We start from the raw sequence: 23,542 nt of genomic DNA on the forward strand, positions 1-23,542 counted from the left end.
ACGAGCCAAAAGAGGCCATCGAACGCCAATCGTCTGGAAAGGCATGACCGAGCCTAGACTATTGCGCCAATAGCGCTAGGCTTATTGACGGTAAAGCCGTTAGCACGCAATGTATCAACGCTGATGAAGTCGTCTAACAATAGGGAACAGGGACAGTGGAGCGTCACGTTTCCAGGCCATGGCTTGACTCTTCGGACTGTTTTCAATCGAGTGGAAAATGACCGAACAAATGCGTCAGCGCGGTCGAACCCGCAAGTCAACGGGTCGTTTTTCGCCGTTCAACCGGAGTGATAGCGCCGGATGGCCAGGGTACGTTACGCGCCCCTTGCTAGGAAAAACCATGACCAGTAATACACCAATCGCCCCAGTCGCACTGCCCGACACTCGCGCTCGTCACACCATCGAGAAAATGCTGGAAGGATCCGGTGTCACCCTCAACGGCGACCAGCCATGGGACATTCGCGTCCACCACCCCGACCTGTTCTCCCGGGTCGTCCGCCAGGGTTCCATCGGCTTCGGCGAAGCCTACATGGACGGCTGGTGGGAGTGCGACCGTATCGACGAAATGATTCACCGACTGCTCCGTCATGGGCTTGGCGGCGTCGCCCATACCACCAAGGAGCGCGTCGTCTACAAGCTGCAGTCGAGCTTCGTGAACCTGCAGAGCAAGGCGCGGGCCTACATCGTCGGCAAGGAGCATTACGATTTCGGTAACGATCTTTTCACCCGCATGCTCGACGAGACCATGTGCTACTCCTGCGGCTACTGGAAGGAAGCCCGGACGCTGCACGAAGCGCAGGTCGCCAAGCTCGATCTGGCCTGCCGCAAGCTTGGTCTCGAACCCGGCATGAAAGTGCTCGATATCGGCTGTGGCTGGGCAAGCTTCGCCGAACACGCGGCCCGCCATTACGGCGTCGAAGTCACCGGCATCACCATCTCCGAAGAACAGGCGAAGCTGGGCCGCGAGCGTTGTGCCGGCCTGCCGGTCGAGATCATTCTCGAAGACTATCGCGAGCTCAGCGGCGAATTCGACCGTATCGTCTCGATCGGTATGTTCGAGCACGTGGGTCAGCGCAACTACGCCACCTACTTCGACACCGTCAAGCGCCTGCTGAAGCCGGGCGGCCTGTTCGTGCTGCATACCATCGGTTCCAATACCAATGAAGTCAGCATCGACCCCTGGATCAACAAGTACATCTTCCCCAACGGCATCCTGCCCTCGGTTCAGCAGATCGCCGATGCCAGCGAAAGCAAGCTGGTCATGGAAGACTGGCAGAATTTCGGCGCCGACTACGACACCACGCTGATGGCTTGGCAGGAAAACCTGCTCGCCCATTGGCACGAGATCGCCGGTAACTACAGCGAACGCGTCAAGCGGATGTTCCTCTACTACCTCGGCTCCTGCGCTGGCGCCTTCCGGGCAAGAGACATCCAGCTGTGGCAGGTGGTTTACTCCAACGGCCGTGGCGGACGTTACGACTCGCCGCGTTAATTCGAGCTACGAGCTACGAGCTACGAGCTACGAGCTACGAGCTACGAAAGTTATTGAAGATGCAACTCACATGAAAGAAAAGGGGCCTGCCACAGCGGCAGGCCTCTTTTCTTTGGTTCAGCGCTGCAAGCGTCACTAAGGCTGACACTAAGCCGCTATCATGGGCTTTGCCACCCCAACGACGCCTTCCAGAACGGCGCTGAACGACTATCGCCCGTGCCGGGTCTTGCGTCATGGATGACGCAAGAGGCGCGTGGGGCATGGATGCCCTTTCGCGCCGACCCGAGCGCGGACGATTGGCGTTCAGGGGTTCGCCGTCTGTGGCGTCAAAAAGGGGAGCGCGAGGGGCTTGCCCCTCGCAATCACGAGCGAGAGGGTGGTTAAGGCTCGGCCAGTAGTAAGCCGATCCTATCGAATCTAACCATAAGTCCATTATCTCCAGGCCCACCAAAGCGGGCCTTGCCGATTACTCCACCGCCGCCGGGGTCACATGAATCCCGAACAGGCTCGCCTCGCCTTCGCCGCGTCCCGTTTCCTCGGGTGAGACCTGCCGACCTTCCCGCACGATGACGTGACCGCCCTGCCCCTGTTGTCCGCCGATCACGCTGCCGACCAGGTAGGTGGGGAAGATGCTGGGGTCATTCTCGTAGTTGGGGTTGTGGATCAGCCCGATCATCTGGAAGCGCCCGCGGGTATTGCGCAGCGACTCCAGCGAGTCCTGGATCAGGCGCCGATGCGACAGCTTGGAGAACAGGCCGTCGAGCAGGATGACGCTCTCGCGGCTAGCGCGGGCACGACGCTTGTGGCTACCCGGCAGTTCGCGCAGTTCCCGTTCGATGGCGAACTCGGAGAGCTTTACCAGCCACATCAGCGAAACGGCCTCGCGCTGGCCTTCCGACATATCCTCGTTGAGCGAGAACAGCCGGCCGTGTGGACGAATGGCGTCGTGCTTGATGCGAATGGTGACGTCGCGGAACAGGCCGCGATAGATGCGCCGGCGAATCTGGCGGGTCAGATCGTCGTCGCGACCGCCCCTGGCCTGTGTCCCGTCACCCGCCTGCTCGAGCCGGCGACGCTGCACAGCGAGATGGGCGTCGATGTCGGCCAGCAGTTGATGGATCAGCTCACGCACCGACTCGTCGGCGATCAGATCCGCCTTGACCTCGAAGTAGGCACCGCCATCGGCGGAGCGGCGGGCTACCCGACGCAGAATTTCCAGGTTGCCGGCGGCGTCGATGATGATCGAGCTGAGACGCTCGACGAGTGTGTCCTCGATCTGCTCGCGGGAGGCATGCAGCCGCGTCACCCGGCTGCGATGCTCGTTGAGCTGGCCTTCGAGCTGGCGATGGAGGCCGCGCAGCGACTCCAGCGCTTCCGGCGTGACGCCTTCCAGCGTACCCAGCCGGGCGCGCTCGGACTCGTTGAACAACCGGCTGGCACTGGCCGCTTCCAGCGACGATGCCAGCGCCTTTTCCCTGGCCGCCACGTCCCGTGCCTGGCGCTCGCGATTGCGCGCGCGCTCGCCCAGATTGAGACTGCCGAGCCCATCGAGCAGCGTCTGCTGATAGGTTTCGAGTGCTTCCAGCTCGAACGGCTGAACGCTCGCATCCGCGCCGGAATCTTCACCAGAACTTTCACCAGCCCCTTCGCTGAAAGCATCGAGCGGTGCGACCTGCCAGCGCCGCCATTCGGCCATGGCGGCGTCGAGACGCTCGGCCTCGGCGTGATCGGACGGCCAGCCGGCGTTGGCGTCGGCCAGCGCCCGTTCGGACCAGCCTTCCGGTAGCTGCCGCAGCACTTCGAGCCACGCTACCGCCAGTTGATCGGTTACGTTGAGTGCCTGCTGGTGGCGAGCGAGACGCGAGTCGATCTCGCTCTGTTCGCGGGTGTTGCGCTTGCGCTTGTCGCGCGTGTCGTTAAGCAACTGTTTCACCCGGCCGATATCCCGCTCGAGGGTGCGATTGCCGCCTTTTTCGTCACGTACCTGAAGGAAGGCGCGAATGCGGGCGAAATCGAAATCGGCACGCCGGCTGGCCTGCGCCAGCGCCGCGGTCAGCTCCGCTTCCCGCGCTTCGGCCCGATCCATGAATGCCGGGCCGCCCTCGGCAACGAACCGATCCAGACGACGCAGGCGCTCGCGCTCGCCGTCGGCGAACAGCCCGCTCAGTTGCTCGCGGCATTGGCTGCGCCGCTCGTCGAGCGCCTCGCTGCGCAGCGTCAGCTCGACAACGCGCTCGTCCAGTTCGGCGATCTCTTCGAGCAACGCTTCCAGGCTGGCATCGATTTCGCGCAGACGCTCGACCCCGCCGGCCTCGGCGAAGCGTTCCGCCGCCAGCCAGTTGCTGCCATGCGTCTCGAGCTCGCGAGCTGCCTGTTCACGCTGCGGCTGCAGCGTTTCGAGTCTTTCCGCGGCAAGTTCGCGCGCTTCCCGCGCCTCTTCCAGCGCCCGCTCGCCGCCCTCTTCGAGATATCGCTGGTAGTCATCGATTGATTTCAGCGCCGCTTCGCTCAGCCGAGGCGTCAGTGCCTCCTGCTCCGCTTCTGTCTCCATGCGCTGCGTTTCCAGCGCGGCCAGGTGCAACTCGGCTTCCTGCTCCAGCGCTTCCGCCGCCTGCAGGGCCAGACGGAAACGCTCGCCGTGAGGATCGAGTCGGGATATCTCTTCCGTCAGCGCCTGCTGGCGTTGCCGGTCGATCTCGAGCCGCTGCTGGGTCTCTTCACGCAGCGCCGTGAGAAAGGCCGGGTCCAGCGCCGCCTTCACCGCCAGCGTCTCGACGCCCTGTACCGCCCCCAGCGGCAGCTCGCCCCGCTCCAGAAGCGCCAGCAGGCGTCCGGTTTCCAGCACCGGCACGCCGCAGCCGGCATCGATCAGGCACTGGGAGGCTTGCCGCGCCGCATCGATGCCCTCGACTACCGGCGCGAACAACTGGCCGGCGGCCTGCGCCAGCCACTCGCGACGCCGTTCGTCGTCGGCGTCGCCGCCGGAGAGCACCTCGTGCAGCGCGCGGAAGCCGATCTCGCGGGCCTCCAGCAGTTGATGCGCCTGGGCTTCTGCCGCCTGTCGCGCCAGCGGATCGCCGCTAAGGCTCTCCAGGTAGCGCTCGCGAGACTCGATCGTCTCGGCCAGCGTCTCGGCCTCGCGCAGCAGGCGTGGATAACGCGCCTTGGCATCCTTCAACCAGGCCTGGGGAGCGGCGTCGCCGCCGACTTCGCGGAACTGGCGATAGGCTTGATCCAGCGCCGCGAACTGGGCGGACTCCTGCGCGATGCGATGCAGCTGGTCCTGACACTCGCGGGACTGGCGATAGAGCGTATCGCGCAGGTGTACCGGCGAGGCATCGCCATGCCAGTGCCGATAGCGCTCGGCCGAATCCGCCAGCGGCGTCAGTCGATCCAGCCGAGCGGCGGCGTCGCTACTCTCCCGCCGCGCCTGGGCCAGCGTCTGCTCGAGTTCCGCCAGCGCGTTCTTGCGCTCGCTCCAGAAGCCGATCGCGGAGGCGTCCGGCCAGCCTTCGACGAACGTCTGCCAGGCTTCGCGGCCGGCCTGTAGCGGCCCCAGCTCGCCTTCCAGGCGCTGGCGCTGCTCGCGGCGCGCCTGCAGGGTTTCCCGCAGCGAATTGCGCTGCTCGTCGAGCGCGGTCCACTCGTCGTTCCATTCGGCGAGCTGCGTTTCCAGCGTCTCCTGCCGTTCGCTCTTCAGCGCCAGCAGCTCGCCCGGGGTCGTGTCGGGATGTTCGCGAACGAACTCCTCGTGCCACTGCGCCGGCTGCTTGAGTTCGCCCAGCCGGCCGAGATGATCGGCGTGCGCCTTGCGCGCTTCGGCGAGCGTCGATTGCGCGGCGTCCCGCGTGGTCTCCGGCGCTTCCAGCTCGGCCTCGCTGAAGAGCCCTTCGGCCAGGGCCTGGGTGTAGACGCTCTGGTTATCGATGAAGTCGCGCTGGCGCGATTCGAGCTGTTCGCGCTCCTGCTCCAGCCGCTCCATCTCCTCGTCGAGTTGTTCGGCATCGAGACGCAGCGAACGACGATACTCGCGGTCGGCGATCACCTCCTCCCGGAAGCGGTTGCCGTCCAGCCCTTCGAACGCTTCGGCGGCATCCTCGAGCAGACCGAGCGCCCGGTAGCGCGCGGCGTCGTCGTTGAAGGCGTGGCTGTCGGCGAGCCAGGCACGCGCCTGGTCGAAAGCGACGTGACCGATATCGCGCCCACCGATCCAGCCGGCCGTCGGCAGGTGAACGAGCCGGCGGTGGGTATCGACCCGCGCCCCGCGTTCGGAAAGCGCCTGACGCACGTTACGCTCCGCCTGGCGGGTGAGTCGCGCCAGCAGCCAGGTGGAGACTCGCGGCCGCTCGATATCGCCGATCGCCCAGGCGAAGCCAACGACGGCCTCGTCGATCTCCCGGTTCGTGTCGTCGCGGTCATTGTCGTCGCGGTCATTGTCGTTGCGACCATTACTGTCACGACCATTGTCGTCGCGATCAGCGTCACGACCCGGCAGCCCCGGCAGCGGCGCCAGCGCCTGGCCCCCCAGCAGACGCTCGGCCTCCAGCAGTGCCGCATCCTGCATGATGAGCTGGCTGCGCGCTTCGAGCAGCGCCTCGCCCTCCTGGTCGAGCGATGCCAGCCGTTCGACCTTCTCGTCGGCACGCTGCTGGTCGCTCTCGGCTTCGGCGAGGCGATGGCGCAGCTCGGTGATACGCGTCCCCGAGTGCAGGATGACATCTTCGATCAGCTCTTCTTCTTCATCAGTCTCGCCGCGAGTGGCCCCGGAGAGAATCTGCGGTGCCAGCACTTCGTAGAAGAACGCCTGGTCGGCCTTCTCGCCGGCACGCGGTTTGATGGCGTTGAAGATCTGGCTCTTGTCGGCGCCGCCCTCTTTCTGAAACGCCGCCAGCTGCGCCAGCTCGCGCCGGGAGATGTGCGCGCCCACCGCTTCCAGCCACTCTTCGCGGTTGTGGGCCCGTGTGGCGCCATGGTTTCGCAGCATGCTCTGGAAATCGGCATTGGGGTAGAGCGCCAGCTTGCCGTCGCGGGTGACGTGATGCACCGGCACGTCGGCCAGCTTGCCGGGATAGTGATAGAACGTAAGCCCGCTGCCATCGCTGTAACCGTACATGCCGAAGACGAAGGTCTCGCCGGCGACCTCTTCTCCGGCCGCCGCGAGCATGTCCTCCTGCTGGGCATCGCCCCCCTGGGCGCGGAATTCGACGCGTAGATGGGTCCAGCTGCGGCCCTCGCCGTTGACCTTCGACGGCGAGCACTTGCGCCGGGTGCGCGTCAGCAACTGCCGATCCCGCGAGAGCATGCCGATCAGCGCTTCGGCCATGGTGGTCTTGCCGAAGCCGTTCTCCATGCTCACCGCGCTCGACTGTCCACGCAGATCGAGCAGCAGGTGGCGCATCTTGGCTTCCCAGGGCGAGGCGATATCACCGTGCTTGTTGAGAAGGTTGGCGATTTCGATACGGTTGATGACGCTCACCGGCGATTCTCCCCAGGCTCGTCCATGGAATGGCTTGTGACATCGGATGTCGATTCCTCGGCCGCCTTGCCGGCATCGACGTCGGCTCGATCCGTCTCGAACAGGTCGGCTTCCTTGTGCGCCTCGTTCTCGGCCGGCGAGGCCGTCTCGGGAACGTCGCCGTCGACTTCCGTGCCGCCAGGCGCTTCGTCGTCGAGGTCTGCCCGAGGCGTCGAATCGGCGTCCTCCTGGGCCGAGGTCAGTTCGATCAGGTGCGTCAGGTGATGCACGCCGATCTGCTCGGCTTCCAGCGCACCGAGCAGCGTCTGCTGCCAGACATCCTCGTCGCCGGCCTCGCGCACCATATCGAGATGACCGGCACGGGCCAGCAGGTCGATGAAGGCCTTCACCCGCCGGGGAATGTCTTCACCCCGCTCGTCGAGCAGGACGCGACTGTTCTCCGGCGCGCGGTCTCCCAGCCCCCGCAGGGTCTCGAGTTGATCGCGAACCAGTTCCACCAGCTCGCGGGGCGTGAAGGTCGCCTCCTGGTAGCGGCTGACGTCGGACAGCGCGCGATTCAGGCGGGTGTAAATCAGCGTATGCAGCAAAAGCCACAGCTGCAGATACCACAGCGCCAGCTCGGCGCGGCTCTCCTGGCGCAGCTTGAGTGCCTCGAACACCGGTTCGCGGGTGTAGAGCGGCGGCTGCTCGAGCTCCGGGTCCGGCAATAGCGCGAAGAAGCGCGAGCCCGGCGCGATCCCGGGATAGTCGCCGGATTCGAACGCCTTGAGACGCAGCCCCTGCCCGGCAAGAAAGTCTCGTAGCGCCTCGCGCTCGTTCTCCTGGGCGTCGTCGATCAGCGCGCAGACATCGCGCTCGGAGAGCTGGCCTTCGCGCGCCGCACGGCGCTTGCGGCCGCCGCTGGGCACGCTTTCGGCAGTGCGGTAGCGCAACAGGTACGCGACGACTTCGCCCATTTCCATCATGTTCATAGGTCAAACTTCCTGTTCTTCTGTCGTCGTCTCGAGCAGACGCAGCGAGGGCGTGACGGCACCTTCGATGCGCCGGCCGTCGGGGAGCTCGATCGAAAAGGGGGTCTCGTCGATCCCGACGCTGAGCCGGGTATCGAGCAGTTGGGTATCGACGAAGGTGTTGAGCAGCTGCGGCAGGCAGTCCAGGATTTCGGCGTTGGCCGAATCCGAACCCGACTCGAAGTGGTGCCACCCTTCGCTGAGCGCGTCGGGTAGCGACAGCGGCGCCTGGCGCAGGCGCTGGCGCAGTGCCGGGCCGCGGGCCTTGAGGTAGCGCGCCAGCAGCGGATCGGCGCTGGGCTTGTCACGCGTCTCGTCGAAGACCAGCGCCGCCCCGCTGCGCTCGGCGCGGCGGGTTTCGACCAGCGGCAGCAGCGTTTCGACGCGAGGCATCACCACTGCCGTTCCCAGCGGCATCATCCGCGCGACGACCGCTTCCTGCAGGCGCCTGGGCGGCGGCGAGACCAGCAATCGGTGCGCCAGCCCGGCGAAATCGATCACGCCCATGGACTGAATCCGGCCCTCGGCGATGTCCGACAACAGTTCGGAAAGCCGCCGCGACAGGTTTTCGATGGCGTTCAGCACGCGGCCGATGGCGCCGGAGAGCATCCGCAGGTCCCACTCCTCTTCCTGGCGTTCGGCCCAGTTGTCGAACTGGGCGATCAGGGCGGGCGCGGCGAGCTGCGCACGGGCGCTGAGCAAGGTGCTCTGAATCGTGCTCAGGGCGTTGTGATAGTGGCGCTCGTTGTCCATCAGGGCGGCCAGTTTGCCTTCATGAGTGGGGTTCTCGCGCACCCGACGCAGCTCCTGGGTCAGCGCGCGAATCGCCATCAGGATCTGCTGGGTGATGTCGGGCACGCGGGCGTAGTCCCCGCGGGACAGCGCGGCGACGACCTTGGCGGCATCGTATTCGGAGTAGAGCAGGTCTTCGATCTGGCTCGCCAGGGTGACCGCCTGGCGGCCGCTGGGCGTCAGCCTGACCTGGCCGGTCTGGCCCTGCTTCTCGATCAGCGCGGTGCGCTTGGTGCTGCGGCCGCCGCGTATGCCCGGCGCTGCGTCGTCGTCATTGGATTCCTCCCTGTCGTCGCGGCTCGCCTGCCATTCGCGGTAGTGGATCTCGCTGGGCGTCGCCAGCAGGTTGATCACGAAGCTCAGGTCGTCCGCGGGCAGGTCGGGATAATCCCCGCGCAGGTGAGCCAGACAGCGGCGTTGGGTGACAAAGGCGCTGTTGGTGGCGAAGTCCACCTCCAGCAGGTAGTCCAGCAGCAGGCAGCCCAGGTCGAGCCAGTAGCCATCGCGCAGGCCGCGGCGCTGCTCCTGCGTTACCTGCACGAAAGGCGAGCCCGGCTCGTGGGCGCTGTCATGTAGATCCAGCAGCCGCGTCGTCGCGACCAGCAGCTTGTTCCAGGCGGTCATGTCGACTCCAGACGGGGAACAACGAGGGAAAGCGCCGCATTATGCCAAGGTTGGTCTGCCGGGTCATGGCGATCCGGGTAACGATCCCGTCATTGAATGCTATGGTAAGGAACGCCCTTTATTTATTTACGCGTCATCGGGAGAATTTCATGAATTACCGTCGTCTCGGCCGTACCGGCCTCAAGGTTTCCCCGTTGTGCCTCGGCACTATGACCTATGGCACGCCGCGGTGGCGGGACTGGGTGCTGGACGATGCCCAGAGCCGCCCTTTCATTCAGCAGGCGCTGGATGCCGGCATCAATTTCTTCGATACCGCCGACATGTACTCCGACGGCGAATCGGAGCGCGTAGTGGGCAAGGCGCTCAGGGATTTCGCGCGCCGGGAAGAGGTCGTGCTGGCGACCAAGGTCTACAACCCCACCGGCAACAAGTCCCCCAACGAGCGCGGGCTGTCGCGCAAGCACATCCATCACGCCATCGATGCCTCGCTCGAGCGCCTGGGGATGGATTACGTCGATCTCTACCAGACCCATCGCTGGGATTACGACACGCCGATCGAAGAGACCATGGAAGCGCTCCACGAGGTCGTCAAGGCAGGCAAGGCGCGCTATATCGGCGCTTCCAGCATGCACGCCTGGCAGTTCGCCAAGGCCCAGCATGTCGCCGAGCGCAACGGCTGGACGAAATTCGCGACCATGCAGCCGATGGTCAACCTGATCTATCGTGAGGAAGAGCGCGAGATGATCCCGCAGTGTCTGGATCAGGGCGTGGGCGTCATCCCCTGGAGTCCGCTGGCCCGCGGCATTCTCGCCGGCAGCAAGCCGGTGGGCAGCGAAGGCAGCACCACGCGCGCCAAAAGCGACGAGCAGATGCGCAACTGGAAGCTGGGGCTCGATCGTGACGCACCAGTGATTGAAGCGCTGCAACAGGTCGCCGAGGCAAGAAACGTCTCGCCCGCCCAGATCGCGCTGGCCTGGGTGCTGCAGAAGCCGGGGATCACCGCGCCGATCATCGGCGCCAGCAAGTCGCATCACCTGGACCAGGCGCTGGGCGCGCTGAAGATCACGCTGACGGCAGATGAAATCGAAACGCTGGAAGCCCCCTACGTGCCGCACGAGGTCGTGGGCTTCGAATAGTCGTGGGCTTCGAATAGTTGTGGGCTTCGAATAGTCGTGGGCTTCGAGTAAGCGTTCGCAGGAGCCGGCCCGGCCCGAGTGGCGGATCGCCATAGGCAGTGGCATCATGCCATGAGTTGTCGAAAGATCGTCATGGTCCCCAGAAATAGCGAGGTAGTGCACGCTAATGTTTGAGAAGATCGAGCGCGTCCCCGGGGATGCCATCCTCGGACTGATCGAAGCTTACAATCAGGATCCCAACCCGCAGAAAGTCGACCTGGGTGTCGGCGTCTATCGGGATCCGAATGGCAATACGCCGATCATGCGGGCCGTGAAACAGGCTGAGGCGCGTCTGCTGGAAAGCGAGAAGACCAAGAGTTACATCGGCTCTCACGGTGATCCCCGCTACGGCAAGGCGATTCTTCCGCTAGTGCTGGGTGCCGGCTCGCCGGTACTGGCCGCCAACCGGGCCAGCGCTACCCAGTCGCCGGGCGGCACCGGCGCGCTGCGCCTGGCAGCGGACTTCATCCGCACCCAACTCCCGGGCAAGAGCATCTGGCTCTCCAACCCGACCTGGCCGAACCACATTGGCATCTTCGAAGGCGCCGAGATCCCGATTCAGCGTTATCCGTATGTCGACAGCGACAACCGTCTCGACTTCGACGGCATGCTGGCCGCGCTCAAGCAGATCCCGCAGGGCGATGTCGTGCTGCTGCACGCGTGCTGCCACAACCCGTCCGGCTTCGACCTGAACCAGGATCAGTGGCGCCAGGTGCTGGCCGTGGTTCAGGAGCGCGGCTTGCTGCCGCTGGTCGATTTCGCCTACCAGGGATTCGGTGACGGCCTGGATGTCGATGCCTTCGGCGTGCGCCTGCTGGCCGAGAATCTCGACGAGATGCTGATCACCAGTTCCTGCTCGAAAAACTTCGGCCTCTACCGCGAACGTACCGGCTGCCTGATCGTGATCGCCAGGACCGCCGAGCAGATGGAGAACGTGCGTTCGCAGATGGCGATCGTCGCCCGCGAGAACTACTCCACGCCGCCGTCGCACGGCGCCGCCATCGTGATCGACATTCTCGAATCCGAAGAGCTGACCCAGCTCTGGAAGAGCGAACTGACCGAGATGTGCGATCGCATCAATTCGCTGCGTCGCGACCTGGTCGATTCGCTCAAGCCCTATGGCCTGGATCAGCGCTTCGCCCACGTAGCGGAACAGCGCGGCATGTTCTCCTACACCGGTCTTTCCACGGAACAGGTCAAGCGTCTGCGCGACGAGTTCAGCATCTACATGGTGGGCTCCGGCCGCGCCAACGTCGCCGGCTTCACCAGCGAGAACCTGCCCTACGTGGCCAAGGCGATCGCTGCCGTCGTCGACTGAACTCGGTTCAGCACCGGCAGTAGACCGAAAAATCCCGGCCTAGGCCGGGATTTTTTTTGCCCCCCGCGACGATCTCGCGAGGGTCAGAGTCGCCATGTCATCACTCGGCCAGCGTGTCCGATCCCATCGCCTGCTCGAAGCGTTCCCGGGTCACGCCACCGGCGTCCGCCTCGTTGAGTTGCTGGAACATCGTCTGCCGCTCGGCGCTGACCGCTTCATCCTCGTCGATGACGCCGCTACCATCGACATCCAATTGATCGAAACTCAAGGCATTGGGCCGTTGATCGACCGGGGTCTGTGCGCCGCCATCGGTGAAGCCGGCGTTTTCCCGCCCGACCCCGCCGGACTTCTCGATCGATTCGTGATCGACCTGGGAGGCATTGGCGGGGGCCTCCGGCTCGCCGCTGTCCTGCTTCACGTTCAGCCCCGAGCTTTGCGCCGGTGTCGAGTCCTCCTCCATGGCCGTGGCGTCCTGAGCCCAGGCCGGCAGCGCCAGCAGGCCTGCCACCAAGCCGGCACCCAGGCCCGATAACATGGCCTTTCTCATCATTCGTGTACGCATCGCTGATCCTCTTGAAACGGTGACGCTTTGACCCGTGGGCTCGGCAAAAATTCGCCGGGGCCGAATTTCGGCATCGTATCGCAAGGTTCGGGCCGGATGCCCGCCCTAAGCAGGCGGACGTCCGGCGCCCTGCGCGTCGTCCCACAGGGGGCTGGCGTCACTCGTCCCAGCGAGGGGCAAAGGAGGGATTGGCTTGACGGTCGCCGCGATCGAGACGGTTGATCTGCTCGATCTCGTCGTCGCTCAGGCGGATGTTCATCGCCTCGATATTCGATTTCTGGTTGGCCGGCTTGGTCGAGGAGGGAATCACGATGATGTCGCGCGCCGCGATCCAGGCCAGCGCGATCTGTGCCGGAGAGGCGTCATGCGCCTGCGCGATGCGCTTGAGTACCGGGTCGTCCATCACCTTGCCCACCGCCAGCGGCATGTAGGCCGTCACTTCCAGCCCCTTGGACTGACAGTGTTCGACCAGCTTGCGATTGGCGAGGAAGGGATGCACCTCGATCTGGTTGGTCACGATGTTTTCACCGCCCGGCAGTGTCAGCGCCTCGTCGATCTGGCCGATGGTGAAATTGGACACGCCGATATGCCGGGTGAGCCCGCGGGCACGCGCCGCATCCAGCGCACCGATGGTATCGGCCATCGGCACTTCGCCGTTGGGGGATGGCCAATGGATCAGCACCAGATCGAGCTGGTCGAGGCCGAAGTTCTCGAGGCTCTGTTCGATGGCAGCGGTCAACTGCTTCGGTTCGAGCTTGTCCCACCAGATCTTGGTGGTAACGAACAGCTCGTCACGCGCGATGCCGCTCTGATGGATCGCCTTGCCCACCGCGGCTTCGTTTTCGTACATCTGGGCACTGTCGAGATGACGATAGCCGAGCTCGAGTGCGGACGTCACCGAATCGATCACCGCCTGCTCCTTGAGACGATACGTTCCCAGACCGGGTTGCGGCAGAATATGACGTGCCATGAATGCTTTCTCCTTGAGATGAAAAGTCAGTCGAGGCCAGAGCGCAGCTCCAGCAGTGCAGACCAGCAGTACAGACAAATTACAGTTACGGATAACTACCGGCGTCTTCAAGCCTCTTCCGAGGGCTTGTCCGAATATCGGGCACGCCAGGCACGGCCATGCACCGTCGGTTTTCGGACAGGCCCCATGCACATGCTAGACTGAAGTCCGATTTCCCGCCCGGATCGAGGCATGCCCAATACCCAGCCGAGCTCCTCCGATAACCATCCCGAGGGCCAGCATCTGGTACTCGTCGGCAACGGCGATTCCCATCTTCACGTGGCCGCCCACGCCGAGCGCCTTGTTGCCCATGGCGCTCGCGTCACACTGGTGACGCAACAGGACTTCGCTTTCTCGGACTGGCTCGGCGGGATGCTGGGCGGCGAGTGGCAGCACGAAGACGTTCGCTTGCCGGCGGACCGCATCGTCGCCCACGGCGGCGCCCATGTTCGCGCCGAGGTGATCCAGGTCGAGCGCCAGAAGCGCCGAATCACGCTCGGTGGCGGCCGTCAGCTCGATTACGACTGGCTGTCGCTCGACCTGCCGCCCGTTCTCGACGAGCATGCCATTCCCGGCTTCTATAGCGCCAAAGGCGTGTTCACCGCTGCCGCCGACGATCTCTGGCAGTTACGCCAGCAGCTGGAAACCCGTCTTGCCAACGCTACGGGCTCGCTTCCCGCCGTCGCCGTCATCGGTGGCGGCCCTGCCGGTGTCGAACTCGCGGCCAACCTGCTGGCGCTGGGTGAACGCTATGGCCGCCGGCTTCCGGTCACCCTGATCGGTAACGACCGCCGCCCATTACCCGGTGCTTGCCAGCGGGCCAATCGCTGGCTGATGAAGCGGCTGCTGCGCCGAGGCTTGCGTCTGGAACTGGTCGCGACGGCGACCCGCTACGATCGACATCAACTGATACTGGACGATGGCAGCGCGGTCGATGCCGATCTGCTGCTGGTCACCGACCACCTGCGGCCTTCACCGGCACAGGCTCTCTTCGACCTGACGCCTGACGAGACGGGCCACCTCGACGTCGGCCCCATGTTACGCAGCCGTGAGGATTCGCGACTGTTCCTGGCCCGGGAGACGCCGCCAGATCGCGATCATCCGCTGACGACACGCGAGCGAGCGGCACTGCTGCTGGAATCGCTGGATCAGACACTCAGCGGCGAGCCCCGGACGCTGCGCTACGATCAATTCGAACGCTGGAAGGCACTCAATCTGGGCGATCTCCGCGACATCGCCTGGCGCGGCTCGCTATGGTGTCGCGGCCGCTGGGTCCGGCGCTGGAAGCATCGCCGAGATCGCCGCGAGGTGGCGCACTACCTGGGCAACGCATAGCCGCGAGATATTGCCCGCGCGGGCTGTTGAACACCTTCCCGAAAACGGCAGCGCATAACGCACGATCCCGGCGCCAGGGCCGGGATCGCGTCTATCGAACCACTTGCTTCAGGCGAGGCTCATGGCCCGAGCCTCGTTACTGGCGGATGCCTTCCAGCACCACATAGAGTTCCAGTGTACGCATCGACTCGGGGAAAGCGCTCATGTCGATATCGTAGTCGGCCAGGTTGAGCTCCGTCGTTGCCTCGAAGCCCTGGCGGTAGCCGCCCCACGGGTCGTCGCCGCCGCCGATATGATCGACCTCGAACGTCACCGACTTGGTGACGCCATGGATCGTCAGGTCGCCGGTCATCTCGGCCTCGTCACCGTTGTCGTCGACATCGAAGCCGGTGGACTTGAACGTCGCCTGCGGGAATTCGCTCGCGTCGAGGAAGTCACCGCTCAGAATGTGCTTGTTCCGCTCGGCGTGGTTGGTTTCCAGGCTGTTCACATCCACGGTGACATTGACGCTGGCGTCGTCCGGCGACTCGGGATCGTAGCTGAAGCCCCCGTCGAACGACTTGAAGTCGCCCAGAATGTACGAATATCCCAGATGGCTGATCTTGAACTGGATGAAGGCGTGTTGACCCTCGGTGTCGATCTGGTAGTCGGCGGCCTGTGCCTGGGCCAGCGGCATTGCCGAAGCGGCGGCGATCAGCGTTGCCAGTGCAGTCTTCTTCAACATCGTCATGCTCCTCGAAGCGGTTTGAGTCATCTTGCCAAACGGTCCGGTCCTGGCGACGGCAGCCGACGGCCAGGCCGGAAATGAAATCCTCAGCGGCGTCTGGCCGCACGGGAGGTCAACATGCGGGTCAGCGTATCCTGACGATCCACCCAGTGATGCTTGAACGCTGCCAGCCCATGACCGAGTGCCAGAATGACCAGCGCCCAGGCCGCGTACCAGTGGACGTCGCCTGCCAGCACAGCCTGATCCGGCAGCCCCGAGACCAGCGCCGGCACCGTGAACCAGCCGAACACGCTGATCCCCTCGCCTTCCGCCGTGGAAATCAGATAGCCGGAAATCATCACCACGAACATCAGCGCATAGATCAACCCGTGCCCGACATGCGCCGCCCATTGCTCCAGCGGTTTGCCATGGGCGGCCGGTGTCGGCTGCACCAGTCGCCAGACGACCCGAAAGACGCTGACCAGCAGCACCATGATGCCGATCGATTTATGCCACCACGGCGCCAAATGATACCAGTGATCGTAGTAGCCCAGCCCGGTCATCCACCAGCCCAGCGCGAACAGGCCGAAAATCGCCAGCGCGCTCGCCCAGTGAACGGCAATGCTGACCCATCCCCAACCCGATCGCGTATTTTTCCACACGGTACGTTCCCCCGTTGTTCTTCACTCAGCATACGGTTTGCCGGACAGGAAGCTAGGCCGGGATTCGTAAACCGATTAGTGACGAACGGGAAACAATAGCTTCGCACATGATCAAATTACGACGAGGAGCAGCTATAGAGCGGGGAAACAGGGGGATAGAGCAAGGCCATCGGCAACCTGATGGCCTTGGCAACTCACTTGTCGAAGATACTCGTTGTCGACTTCTTGGATACTTTTGCTGCTTTCTTCTCTTTTGCGGTGAGAAGGGGTTTCTTCTTGGTATTCTTTTTACGATCTTGCCCTTTACTCATGACGGGTTCCTCATAAAGTCAATTTAGCGAACCTGATGGCTGCGGCGATTCACTGACTTTTTCAGACAGCCAGACCGTTGTGGCAAACTCAGTATGGCCCCATGCATGAGCGATAGATAGACGTAGCCGGCCGGAACTCGTCGGACAGAAACGACAAGGCTCCAGCGAAGACGCCGGAGCCTTGTCTGCCATAGGAAAGCCGCTGCCAAGGGCATTCCCCGAGCCCGGCACCCGATTTTCGAAGACGACGCGCCGGGCCCGTTCAGCCGCCTAGAGCAGTTTCAATCCGCGTTCGAGATCGGCCTTGAGATCGTCCAGCGTTTCCAGCCCGACGGCGATGCGAATCAGGCCATCACGGATGCTGGCGGAAGCGCGCTGTTCGTCGGTGAGACGGCCATGGGTGGTGGTGCCAGGGTGAGTGATCGTCGTCTTGACATCGCCCAGGTTGCCGGTGATCGACATCACGCGCGTATTATCGATGACCTTCCACGCGGCCTCCTGGCCGCCCTTCACCTCGACCCCCATGACCGCACCGAACCCCTGCTGCTGGCGCTTGGCCAGCGCATGCTGCGGGTGACTCTCGAGCCCGCTGTAATAGACGCGCTCGATGGCGGGCTGGGACTCGAGCCATTCCGCCATGGCCTGTGCGTTGCGGCTATGCGCCTGCATGCGCAGGCTGAGCGTCTCCAGCCCCTTGAGGAAAATCCAGGCGTTGAACGGGCTCATGCAGGGGCCGCAGGTACGCACCACGCCATAGAGCTGTTCGAGCTCCGCATCGCGCCCGACCACGGCGCCGCCGATCGCCCGGCCCTGACCGTCGAGGTATTTGGTGGCGGAGTGGATCACCAGATCCGCGCCCAGATCCAGCGGCCGCTGCAGTGCCGGGGTCAGAAAGCAGTTGTCGATCGCCAGCAAAGCACCATGACGGTGCGCCAGTTCGGCCAGCGCCGCAACGTCGACCAGCTCGTTGAGCGGATTCGATGGCGTCTCGGCGAACAGCAGCCTGGTCTTCGGCGTGATGGCCGCTTCCCACTGCGCCAGGTCGTTGAGCTCGACATAGCGCGGGACGACGCCGAACTTGGCCAGGTACTTGTCGAACAGCGCGATGGTCGAGCCGAACACCGAACGCGAGACGATCACCTCGTCGCCGGCCTTGAGCAACGCCAGCACGGTGGAGAGAATCGCCGCCATGCCGGAGCTGGTGGCGACGCAGCGCTCACCGCCTTCCAGCGCCGCCAGACGCCGCTCGAAATTGCGCACCGTCGGGTTGGTGAAGCGGGAATAGACGTTGCCCGGCTCCTCGCCCTTGAACTTGCGCGCCGCTTCCGCCGCGCTGCCGTAGACGAAGCTGGAGGTCGGGAAAATCGGCTCGCCGTGCTCCTGTTCGTGGGTGCGCTCATGTCCCGCACGAATCGCCAGCGTCTCCAGGCCTAACGTTTCCAGCCCCGGCGTTTCCAGCCCCGGCGTTTCCAGACCCGGTGTTTCCAACCCCGGCGTGGGGGCGTCGTCAAAACTCATCCTTCAGCTCCTGAAAAACAAGGGAGCCTCGGATTAACGTCATGAGCGCAGGCAAGACAAGGCAAAAATCAACGAAACAGCGGAGTTTACGAGGGTGTAAATGAGCCTTCTGAGTTGATTTTTAACACCGTATTGCCCGGCGGAATAGTTAATCAGAGGTTTCCAAGATCCCGTGAGAGCCCGGCACATGCGGCCAGGCCCAGGTTCGATCGCCCTGGCGATCAATCGTCCTCACTGTCGTTATGTAGATCGACGACGGCATTGAGGCTCTCGCGACCGGACTTGGCAGCATCGTTACGCGCCGCTTCCAGCGCCGTGAAATACTCCTCGTCGACATCGCCCGTGACGTAGTTGCCGTCGAAGACCGAACAGTCGAAATCGTCCAGCGCCGGATTGACCTCGCGACAGGCCGCCTTGAGATCCTCGAGATCCTGGTAGATCAACCGGTCAGCACCAATCAGCTCGCCCACTTCGGCATCGGTACGGCCATGAGCGACCAGTTCGGTGGCGACCGGCATGTCGATACCGTAAACGTTGGGGTAACGCACGGCCGGCGCGGCGGAGGCAAAGTAGACCTTGTTGGCGCCGGCATCGCGGGCCATCTGGATGATCTGCCTGCAAGTCGTCCCGCGCACGATCGAGTCGTCCACCAGCATCACGTTCTTGCCTTCGAACTCGCTGGCGATGGCGTTGAGCTTCTGGCGGACCGACTTCTTGCGCTGGGTCTGCCCGGGCATGATGAACGTCCGACCGATGTAGCGGTTCTTCATGAAGCCTTCGCGGAACGTCACGCCGATGTGCTGCGCCAGTTCCAGCGCCGTGGTTCGGGAGGTATCGGGAATCGGAATCACCACGTCGATGTCATGATCCGGCCACTCGCGCTGGATGCGGTCGCCCAGCTTGCGGCCCATCTGCATCCGGGTGCCGTAGACATAGGCGCCGTCGAGCATGGAATCGGGCCGCGCCAGGTAGACGTGCTCGAAGATGCACGGGGTCAGCCGCGGCTTGTCGGCGCACATCTGCGTATGGATGTTCTTGTCCATGTCGACGAAGATCGCCTCGCCCGGCGCCAGGTCCCGCACCAGCTCGAAGCCGGCCACATCGAGCGCCACCGACTCGGAGGCGATCATCACTTCCTGGCCCTCGGGCGTCTGACGCGTACCGTAGACGACCGGACGAATGCCGTGGGGATCGCGAAACGCCACCAGCCCGAAGCCGTTGATGATCGACACGGCGGCGTAACCCCCGCTGCAGCGCCGGTGAACGCGGCGCAGCGCATCGAAGATATCCTCCGGCGTCAGATACAGTCCCTGCTTGCCCAGCTCGTGCGCGAACACGTTGAGCAGCACCTCTGAGTCCGAGCTGGTATTGATATGGCGCAGATCGGAGGAGAACAGCTCCTGCTTGAGCTGATCGGAGTTGGTCAGGTTGCCGTTGTGGGCCAGGGTGATGCCGTAGGGCGAATTGACATAGAAAGGCTGGGATTCGGCCTCGCTCGCCGTACCGGCGGTCGGGTAGCGGACATGACCGATGCCCACATTGCCCTTCAGCCGCTTCATGTGACGCGTATGGAACACGTCCCGTACCAGCCCGTTGTTCTTGCGCAGCAGAAAGCGACCTTCATCCCAGGTCATCATGCCGGCGGCATCCTGTCCGCGGTGCTGCAAGACCGTCAACGCGTCATAGATCAACTGATTGACCGCTTCATTGGCCATGAGGCCTACGATACCGCACATGCCGACTTACCTCGCTTGGTCGCACCCATTCAGGGCGCCGGTTTTTCGGCCGGAACAGGGGCGGGAATCGTCACCCCCTGCCCGTCCTGACTGTATGAAGAGCTGGATGAAGCGTCGTCTCGCCCCGGTAGCGTCATCGGCAGGTGCCGCATCGCCTCTTCGGCGGCGGACGGGTCGACGTCCCAGCTCTGCAGCTGAACCACCGCCCAGGTCCGCAACGACTCGAACGATGGTCTCAACTGCGCCTGCTGCCAGGCCTGCAACTGGGCCAGCGGCGTCAAGCCTATGACGACCGTGACGATCACCAGGATCGCCCCGCCGCGAGCCAGACCGAAGATCGCTCCGGCCACGCGGTTGAAGAATCCCATGCCGACCCACTCGATCGCCGCATTGAGCAGGCGGATGATGAATCCGCAGATCATCACCACCACGAAGATGATCAGCACGAACCCCAGTACCAGACGCGCATCGGGATGCGAGATGTAGGGCTCCAGGAGATCGGCGATCGGCTTGGCGAATATCCGCGCCGCCAGCAGCGCCACGATCCAGGCGCCGAGTCCCAGCGCCTCCCGTACCAGGCCACGCATGAAACCTGCCAGCATCGATATCGTCAATACCAGCAGGAAAGCGTAGTCGAGCCAGGTCAAAGTCATCAGCTACCCGGTTTGCGAATCAGCAGTCCCTGGATATTGGCGGCCTGCTTGAGCTCGGATCGCGCCTTCTCGCCGGCATCCGACGAGGAGAACGGGCCAACGTAGACCGTGGTCAGGTTGTTGTCCCGCGGCTGCGAATAGGCCGCGAAGCCCTGCTCCTTGAGCTTGGCGGTCAGGCGTGATGCGTTGTCCGCCTGTCCGAAGCTGCCGACCTGCACGACCCAGCCGCCATCGCTGCTGGCGGCAGTGCGCTCGGGTGCCGATGCCTGCTGCGTGGAGGACGGCTGCGACGAGGACTGCACCGGCGCCGAGGGTTCCGGTTCGGCCGGACGCGGTTGCGGCTGGCTCTGCTCCGCCTGCGCGATCTCGGCGATCGGATCGCTGTCGTCGCCGGAAGTCGTGCCGCTCTGGCCGAACGAATCCTCGCTGCCGGCACCGAGCTGGCTACGCGTATCCGGCTCCGGCACGGTGTTGTCGCCCGCGCTGCCACCATCAGCGCTCATGCTGCCGCCGTTGCCGGCACCCTGATTGCCGTTGGCGGCGACCGATGCCGGCGGTTCGGGCGATTCGATGATGCGCTGACGAGTTTCGCCGCCCTCGATCGGCTGCTCGATGACCATGACCGGGCCCGGCTCCTGCTGACGCGGCTCGGGATCGTCGAACAGCATCGGCAGAAAAATGGCCCCCAATGCGACGAGAATGACCGCACCACTGATACGTTCACGCCATCCGTACTTCATGGGACCTTGACCTCCTTGATAGCACCTTGATCTTCTTGACCAGGACTCGACATCCGATCGATCGCCCCGGCGACCGCCTTCACTACACTTCGTCGCCGGCCAGCGCCGTCAGCGCTTCCAGCGCGCCGGCCACGGTCAGAAACGAACCGCATACTAACACTTCTTCATCGGGTGCAAGACGTGATGCCAGCCAGTCGACGCCCGCTGCCGGCGACGAAGCGGTCGCCAGCACCTCACCGCCTCGGCCAGTGATGGATTCGGCCAGTGCCTCGCCCGAGCGACCGCGCGGGCCTGCCAGCCCTACCGGCAGCCAGACATCGATCACGGGGGCCAGCGCCTCGACCAGCGCCTCGGCATCCTTGTCCTGAAGGACACCGAGCAGGCCGATACGGCGACGCGGCGCCGGTGATCGCTGCGCCAGCCTCGCTGCCACATAATGCGCGGCATGGGGGTTGTGCGCCACATCGAAACACCAGTTCCCCAACCACTGCAGTCGGCCCGCCAGCGCGACGGTAGACATCGCCTGGCGGGACCCGGCAGGTTGAGGCACGACGCCGCACAGCCCGAGCACCTGGAGCGCGACGGCGGCATTGTCGAGCGGCAGCCCCGGATCGGGCAAGCTATCGAGCTGATAGCGAAGACCCTCCGCCCCTTGGCCCTGCCAGCGCCACTCGCTGCCATCGGCGACTTCATGATCGAAATCGCGTCCCAGCCAGTAAGCGGGTATCTCAAGCGCGTCGATGCGCTGCGAGACACTGGCCGGCAACTCACGGCTGCCGAGCACTGCCGGCCGCCCCTGGCGGAGAATGCCGGCCTTCTCGAACCCGATGACATCGAGATCGGTGCCGAGAAAATCCGCATGATCCTGGGCGATGGTAGTGATGACGGCGATATCGCTGTCGATCACGTTGACCGCATCCAGACGACCGCCGAGCCCGACCTCGAGAATGGCCAGATGGGGGCGCATCTCGGCGATCGCAACCAGCGCCGCCAGGGTTCCGGCTTCGAAGTAGGTAAGACTGACGGGGTCACCGGCCAGCCGGGCCGATTCGACGCGCTCGAACCCGGCAATCAGGGTGGCGTCGTCGGCCGCGACGCCATCGAAGCAGAGTCGCTCGTTGTAGCGCAGCAGATGAGGCGAAGTGTAGCTGGCCGTGGACAGGCCGTGAGCCCGCGCGAGGCGCTCGAGCATGGCCACGGTGGAGCCCTTGCCGTTGGTGCCGGCGACGGTCACGACTCGCTGTGCGATCGGACCCTGCATCAGGCCCAGCCGTTCGGCAACGATCGCCACCCGTTCGAGCCCCATGTCGATGGCGACCGGATGCTGGCGCTCGAGACGCGCCAGCCAGTCGTCGAGGGTGGCACTCATGGGTCAGCGGTTCCTCAACGGGGTGCCTGGGTCGCGTCCGGTTCGTCGGCCAGCGGCGAGAAGTCCTCGCTCTCGTCCGCGACCTGGCCGGCCGGCGGCTGGTGCGTCAGCTTGCGCAGAATGCTGCCCAACCGCTCGCGCATCTCGGGCCGCGGAATGATCATGTCCACGGTGCCGTGTTCGAGCAGGAACTCGCTGCGCTGGAAGCCTTCCGGCAGTGTCTCTCGCACCGTCTGCTCGATGACGCGCGGGCCGGCAAACCCGATCAGCGCATTGGGTTCGGCCACGTTGAGGTCACCCAGCATCGCCAGCGACGCCGAAACCCCGCCGAAGACCGGATCGGTGAGCACGGAGATGTAGGGCACGCCGGCCAGCTTGAGCTTCTCCAGCGCCGCGGAAGTCTTGGCCATCTGCATCAGCGAGAACAGCGCTTCCTGCATGCGGGCGCCGCCGGAGGCAGCGAAGCAGATCAGCGGAATCTCTTCTTCCAGCGCCAGCGTGGCGGCACGGACGAACTTCTCGCCGACCACCGCGCCCATGGAGCCGCCCATGAAAGAGAACTCGAACGCCACTGCGACGACGGGCAGGCCATCCAGCGTGCCGCGCATGGCGATCAGCGCGTCATTCTCGTCGGTCGCTTTCTGGGCCGATGCCAGGCGATCCTTGTACTTCTTGGAGTCCCGGAACTTGAGGCGGTCGCTCGGCTGAAGATCCCCCGCGATCTCTTCACGCCCTTCGGCATCAAGGAACCAGTTGAGACGCTTGCGCGCGGTCAGCCGCAGATGATGCTGACATTTGGGACAAACGTTCTGGTGCTTCTCCAGCTCGGGAAGATAGAGCACCGATTCACAGTTCGGGCACTTGCGCCACAGGCCGTCCGGCACGCTGGCGCGGCGGTCGTTGCGCTGGATGCGGCTCATCGACGGGACGATCTTGTCTAGCCAGCTCATGTCAGGAACGATTCCCTATTTGCCTAAATAGAAAGTAATGACGACATAAAAAGTAATGACGACAACCGCGACGAACGGCTGTCGCGACAACCGCAAACGCTGAA

At 64.2% G+C, this 23,542-nt stretch carries 17 protein-coding genes; 4 read left to right on the forward strand and 13 right to left on the reverse strand.

Annotated elements, in window-relative coordinates; all coding sequences use genetic code 11:
- Positions 1-340 precede the first annotated feature (340 nt).
- Entirely contained in the window at positions 341-1,492 is a 1,152-nt protein-coding gene (gene cfa, locus ACWHY3_RS11440; protein ID WP_071232162.1) for a cyclopropane fatty acyl phospholipid synthase, read from the forward strand.
- Positions 1,493-1,958: 466 nt separating this feature from the next.
- Here cfa and ACWHY3_RS11445 read toward each other — a convergent pair whose 3' ends face one another.
- From ACWHY3_RS11445 to ACWHY3_RS11455, 3 genes are read right to left on the reverse strand one after another with little or no spacing between them, the layout of a single operon-like run.
- A complete protein-coding gene (locus ACWHY3_RS11445; protein WP_448126597.1) occupies positions 1,959-6,968 on the reverse strand; it encodes a hypothetical protein in 5,010 nt (1,669 codons plus the stop codon).
- Entirely contained in the window at positions 6,965-7,939 is a 975-nt protein-coding gene (locus ACWHY3_RS11450; protein WP_256961206.1) for a hypothetical protein, read from the reverse strand. The genes ACWHY3_RS11445 and ACWHY3_RS11450 overlap by 4 nt, the downstream gene beginning before the upstream one ends.
- 3 nt (positions 7,940-7,942) lie before the next feature.
- The gene (locus ACWHY3_RS11455; protein ID WP_322527630.1) at positions 7,943-9,394 is read right to left on the reverse strand and encodes a hypothetical protein; all 1,452 of its coding nucleotides are present in this window, start codon (positions 9,392-9,394) and stop codon (positions 7,943-7,945) included.
- A gap of 149 nt (positions 9,395-9,543) precedes the next feature.
- Here ACWHY3_RS11455 and ACWHY3_RS11460 point away from each other — a divergent pair, with 149 nt between their 5' ends.
- Complete coding sequence (locus ACWHY3_RS11460; RefSeq protein WP_303856694.1) at positions 9,544-10,530, forward strand: aldo/keto reductase; 987 nt, start codon at positions 9,544-9,546, stop codon at positions 10,528-10,530.
- 166 nt (positions 10,531-10,696) lie between these two features.
- The gene (locus ACWHY3_RS11465) at positions 10,697-11,887 is read left to right on the forward strand and encodes an amino acid aminotransferase (protein WP_448126598.1); all 1,191 of its coding nucleotides are present in this window, start codon (positions 10,697-10,699) and stop codon (positions 11,885-11,887) included.
- Positions 11,888-11,987: 100 nt separating this feature from the next.
- On the opposite strand, the gene ACWHY3_RS11470 is transcribed toward ACWHY3_RS11465, so the two are convergent.
- Both ACWHY3_RS11470 and dkgB read right to left on the reverse strand, forming a co-directional pair.
- Positions 11,988-12,422, reverse strand: coding sequence for a hypothetical protein (locus ACWHY3_RS11470; RefSeq protein WP_087718984.1), 435 nt, complete (start codon positions 12,420-12,422; stop codon positions 11,988-11,990).
- Positions 12,423-12,606: 184 nt separating this feature from the next.
- Entirely contained in the window at positions 12,607-13,419 is an 813-nt protein-coding gene (gene dkgB, locus ACWHY3_RS11475) for a 2,5-didehydrogluconate reductase DkgB (RefSeq protein WP_332779362.1), read from the reverse strand.
- 231 nt (positions 13,420-13,650) lie between these two features.
- Between dkgB and ACWHY3_RS11480 the strand changes: the two genes are divergently transcribed.
- Positions 13,651-14,793: an NAD(P)/FAD-dependent oxidoreductase gene (locus ACWHY3_RS11480; RefSeq protein WP_303856687.1), complete on the forward strand. Its 1,143-nt coding sequence runs from the start codon at positions 13,651-13,653 to the stop codon at positions 14,791-14,793.
- A 136-nt stretch (positions 14,794-14,929) separates the two neighbouring features.
- Here the strand turns inward: ACWHY3_RS11480 and ACWHY3_RS11485 are convergent, their stop codons facing one another.
- The 8 genes from ACWHY3_RS11485 to accD all read right to left on the reverse strand — a co-directional run bounded on the left by ACWHY3_RS11485 (position 14,930) and on the right by accD (position 23,438).
- On the reverse strand, positions 14,930-15,517 hold the full coding sequence (locus tag ACWHY3_RS11485) for a YceI family protein (protein WP_303856685.1): 588 nt from the start codon (positions 15,515-15,517) through the stop codon (positions 14,930-14,932).
- 89 nt (positions 15,518-15,606) lie between these two features.
- On the reverse strand, positions 15,607-16,161 hold the full coding sequence (locus ACWHY3_RS11490) for a cytochrome b (protein WP_448126599.1): 555 nt from the start codon (positions 16,159-16,161) through the stop codon (positions 15,607-15,609).
- Positions 16,162-16,742: 581 nt separating this feature from the next.
- The gene (locus ACWHY3_RS11495; RefSeq protein ID WP_448126600.1) at positions 16,743-17,990 is read right to left on the reverse strand and encodes an O-succinylhomoserine sulfhydrylase; all 1,248 of its coding nucleotides are present in this window, start codon (positions 17,988-17,990) and stop codon (positions 16,743-16,745) included.
- 221 nt (positions 17,991-18,211) lie between these two features.
- Positions 18,212-19,726 carry an amidophosphoribosyltransferase gene (purF, locus tag ACWHY3_RS11500; RefSeq protein ID WP_448126601.1) on the reverse strand — a complete coding sequence of 505 codons (1,515 nt, stop codon included), beginning with the start codon at positions 19,724-19,726 and terminating at the stop codon, positions 18,212-18,214.
- A 29-nt stretch (positions 19,727-19,755) separates the two neighbouring features.
- Positions 19,756-20,379: a CvpA family protein gene (locus tag ACWHY3_RS11505; RefSeq protein WP_087718977.1), complete on the reverse strand. Its 624-nt coding sequence runs from the start codon at positions 20,377-20,379 to the stop codon at positions 19,756-19,758.
- Positions 20,379-21,119: an SPOR domain-containing protein gene (locus ACWHY3_RS11510; RefSeq protein WP_303856735.1), complete on the reverse strand. Its 741-nt coding sequence runs from the start codon at positions 21,117-21,119 to the stop codon at positions 20,379-20,381. The genes ACWHY3_RS11505 and ACWHY3_RS11510 overlap by 1 nt, the downstream gene beginning before the upstream one ends.
- Before the next feature lie 82 nt (positions 21,120-21,201).
- Positions 21,202-22,488: a bifunctional folylpolyglutamate synthase/dihydrofolate synthase gene (locus ACWHY3_RS11515; protein WP_448126602.1), complete on the reverse strand. Its 1,287-nt coding sequence runs from the start codon at positions 22,486-22,488 to the stop codon at positions 21,202-21,204.
- Between the two features lie 14 nt (positions 22,489-22,502).
- Complete coding sequence (gene accD / locus ACWHY3_RS11520; RefSeq protein WP_448126603.1) at positions 22,503-23,438, reverse strand: acetyl-CoA carboxylase, carboxyltransferase subunit beta; 936 nt, start codon at positions 23,436-23,438, stop codon at positions 22,503-22,505.
- Positions 23,439-23,542: the final 104 nt, after the last annotated feature.

Source organism: Salinicola sp. NYA28a, from assembly GCF_976982775.1.

Excerpts from the sequence above, each read along its gene's own strand:
- cfa (WP_071232162.1), top strand. The coding sequence starts at position 341 with ATGACCAGTAATACACCAATCGCCCCAGTCGCACTGCCCGACACTCGC.
- ACWHY3_RS11450 (WP_256961206.1), bottom strand. The coding sequence starts at position 7,939 with ATGAACATGATGGAAATGGGCGAAGTCGTCGCGTACCTGTTGCGCTAC.
- ACWHY3_RS11455 (WP_322527630.1), bottom strand. The coding sequence starts at position 9,394 with ATGACCGCCTGGAACAAGCTGCTGGTCGCGACGACGCGGCTGCTGGAT.
- ACWHY3_RS11460 (WP_303856694.1), top strand. The coding sequence starts at position 9,544 with ATGAATTACCGTCGTCTCGGCCGTACCGGCCTCAAGGTTTCCCCGTTG.
- ACWHY3_RS11465 (WP_448126598.1), top strand. The coding sequence starts at position 10,697 with ATGTTTGAGAAGATCGAGCGCGTCCCCGGGGATGCCATCCTCGGACTG.
- ACWHY3_RS11470 (WP_087718984.1), bottom strand. The coding sequence starts at position 12,422 with ATGTTATCGGGCCTGGGTGCCGGCTTGGTGGCAGGCCTGCTGGCGCTG.
- dkgB (WP_332779362.1), bottom strand. The coding sequence starts at position 13,419 with ATGGCACGTCATATTCTGCCGCAACCCGGTCTGGGAACGTATCGTCTC.
- ACWHY3_RS11480 (WP_303856687.1), top strand. The coding sequence starts at position 13,651 with ATGCCCAATACCCAGCCGAGCTCCTCCGATAACCATCCCGAGGGCCAG.
- ACWHY3_RS11485 (WP_303856685.1), bottom strand. The coding sequence starts at position 15,517 with ATGTTGAAGAAGACTGCACTGGCAACGCTGATCGCCGCCGCTTCGGCA.
- ACWHY3_RS11495 (WP_448126600.1), bottom strand. The coding sequence starts at position 17,990 with ATGAGTTTTGACGACGCCCCCACGCCGGGGTTGGAAACACCGGGTCTG.
- purF (WP_448126601.1), bottom strand. The coding sequence starts at position 19,726 with ATGTGCGGTATCGTAGGCCTCATGGCCAATGAAGCGGTCAATCAGTTG.
- ACWHY3_RS11505 (WP_087718977.1), bottom strand. The coding sequence starts at position 20,379 with ATGACTTTGACCTGGCTCGACTACGCTTTCCTGCTGGTATTGACGATA.
- ACWHY3_RS11510 (WP_303856735.1), bottom strand. The coding sequence starts at position 21,119 with ATGAAGTACGGATGGCGTGAACGTATCAGTGGTGCGGTCATTCTCGTC.
- ACWHY3_RS11515 (WP_448126602.1), bottom strand. The coding sequence starts at position 22,488 with ATGAGTGCCACCCTCGACGACTGGCTGGCGCGTCTCGAGCGCCAGCAT.
- accD (WP_448126603.1), bottom strand. The coding sequence starts at position 23,438 with ATGAGCTGGCTAGACAAGATCGTCCCGTCGATGAGCCGCATCCAGCGC.